Origin of the sequence: Microcystis sp. LE19-10.1B, from assembly GCF_027530565.1 — a bacterium.
Taxonomy (GTDB): domain Bacteria; phylum Cyanobacteriota; class Cyanobacteriia; order Cyanobacteriales; family Microcystaceae; genus Microcystis; species Microcystis aeruginosa.
Map to the genome: position 1 here is coordinate 1 of NZ_JAPZQM010000534.1, position 2500 is coordinate 2500.

The 2500-nt window shown below is 55.2% G+C and carries 1 tRNA gene and 2 rRNA genes (1 of these 3 cut by a window edge); all 3 read right to left on the minus strand.

From position 1 onward, the window contains the following. Positions 1-77: transfer RNA gene (locus O9332_RS19285), tRNA-Met, on the minus strand. A gap of 86 nt (positions 78-163) precedes the next feature. Beyond that, positions 164-278 (minus strand): 5S ribosomal RNA (gene rrf / locus O9332_RS19290). 132 nt (positions 279-410) lie between these two features. Then, a 23S ribosomal RNA gene (locus tag O9332_RS19295) occupies positions 411-2500 on the minus strand (it continues 746 nt past the right edge of the window).

The following is a 2500-nucleotide window of genomic DNA, read 5'->3' on the forward strand; positions in this document are numbered from 1 at the left end:
TGGTTGCGGGGGCAGGATTTGAACCTGCGGCCTTCAGGTTATGAGCCTGACGAGCTACCGGGCTGCTCCACCCCGCGTCCGTTGTGGTATCCCGAGGGCTTTGTTTTGGCGATCGGGGTTTATTTGCATCGTATTGGAGAGAGGATTGTGTGTTTCTTTCTAGGTTTGGCGGTGACCTACTCTCCCGCGTCTTGAGACGGAGTACCATTGGCGCGACGGCACTTAACGGCCGGGTTCGGGAAGGGACCGGGTGTTTTGCTCGTGCTATGACCACCAAACCGAGGAAGAAACACGCGCGCTTTTGTCTGCGTTTTGGCAGGTTTTGGCGCGCGATCATCAGTGTGTATTGTTCCAAGTCTGTGTTGCTTTTGACTGTTCCAGGCGAGGCTATTGCCTTGCTGTTTCTGGATCAAATCAAGCCTATCGGGCAATTAGTACCAGTCAGCTGAATGCATTGCTGCACTTACACCTCTGGCCTATCGACGTGGTGGTCTTCCACGGCCCTCAAGGGAGACCTTGTTTTGAAGGGGGCTTCCCGCTTAGATGCCTTCAGCGGTTATCCTGTCCGAACATAGCTACCCAGCACTACCGTTGGCACGATAACTGGTCCACCAGTGGTTCGTTCACCCCGGTCCTCTCGTACTAGGGGCAACTCTTCTCAAGTCTCCTACACCCACGGCAGATAGGGACCGAACTGTCTCACGACGTTCTAAACCCAGCTCACGTACCTCTTTAAATGGCGAACAGCCATACCCTTGGGACCTGCTCCAGCCCCAGGATGAGATGAGCCGACATCGAGGTGCCAAACGATGCCGTCGATATGGACTCTTGGGCATCATCAGCCTGTTATCCCCAGAGTACCTTTTATCCGTTGAGCGATGGCCCTCCCACTTGGGACCACCGGATCACTATGGCCGACTTTCGTCTCTGCTCGACTTGTCAGTCTTGCAGTCAGGCTGGCTTCTGCCATTGCACTCAACGACCGATTTCCGACCGGTCTGAGCCAACCTTCGCGCGCCTCCGTTACTGTTTGGGAGGCGACCGCCCCAGTCAAACTCCCCACCATGCAGGGTCCCGGACCCGGATAACGGGCCGCGGTTAGACATCAAGAGTGCGAAGGGTGGTATCTCAAGGGAGGCTCCACGGGAACTAGCGTCCCCGCTTCGATGCCTACCACCTATCCTGCACATCACAATCCTGATGCCAGTGCAAAGCTGGAGTAAAGGTTCATGGGGTCTTTCCGTCTAACCGCGGGAAGTGTGCATCTTGACACACAGTTCAATTTCGCTGAGTCCACGTTAGAGACAGCGGGGAGATCGTTACGCCATTCGTGCAGGTCGGAACTTACCCGACAAGGAATTTCGCTACCTTAGGACCGTTATAGTTACGGCCGCCGTTTACTGGGGCTTCAATTCAGAGCTTGCACCCCTCCTTTTAACCTTCCAGCACCGGGCAGGCGTCAGACCCTATACGTCGCCTTACGGCTTCGCAGAGCCCTGTGTTTTAAGTAAACAGTCGCCACCCCCTAGTTTGTGCCCCCCACACACACTTGCGTGCATATGGGGCCTCCTTCTCGCGAACTTACGGAGGCATTTTGCCGAGTTCCTTTAACGTGGTTCTCTCAAGCGCCTTGGTATTCTCTACCAGTCCACCTGTGTCGGTTTAGGGTACGGTCTGATGGAGGGCTATTTCCAGGAACCTCTAAGCAGCCCACCCAATCCGATAAGGGCAAACTACCTTCGAGATCCGTCACTTCCTCCTGGCCCAGGAATATTAACCTGGTTCCCATCGACTACGCCTTTCGGCCTCGCCTTAGGGGCCGGCTCACCCTGCTCAGATTAGCTTTAAGCAGGAACCCTTGGACTTTCGGCGAGAGGGTCTCTCACCCTCTTTGTCGCTACTCATGTCAACATTCTCGCTTCTGATCTCTCCACCGGTTGCCTCACGGCCCGGCTTCACAGAAAGCTCCGTGCCTCCAATGCCACCCGAAGGAGGCAAGAGAGGCAATGAGCTATATCACAGAACGCTCCGCTACCACGCACATCGCTGTGCATCCTGAGCTTCGGCTCGTGGCTTGAGCCCCGTTACATCTTCGCCGCAGGACAGCTTATCTAGACCAGTGAGCTGTTACGCTATCTTTAAAGGATGGCTGCTTCTAAGCCAACCTCCTGGTTGTTTTGGCCGTCCCACATGCTTTCCCACTTAGCCACGAATTAGGGGCCTTAGCTGCAGGTCAGGGTTGTTTCCCTCTTCACGACGGACGTTAGCACCCGCCGTGTGTCTCCCGGATAGTACTCTTGGGTATTCGGAGTTTACTTAGACTCAGTAAGGCTGTGGGCCCCCATCATCCATGTAGTGCTCTACCCCCCAAGGTATTCGTCCGAGGCGCTACCTAAATAGCTTTCGCGGAGAACCAGCTATCTCCAGATTTGATTGGCCTTTCACCCCTAGCCACAAGTCATCCAGACCCTTTTCAACGGGTGTTGGTTCGGACCTCCAG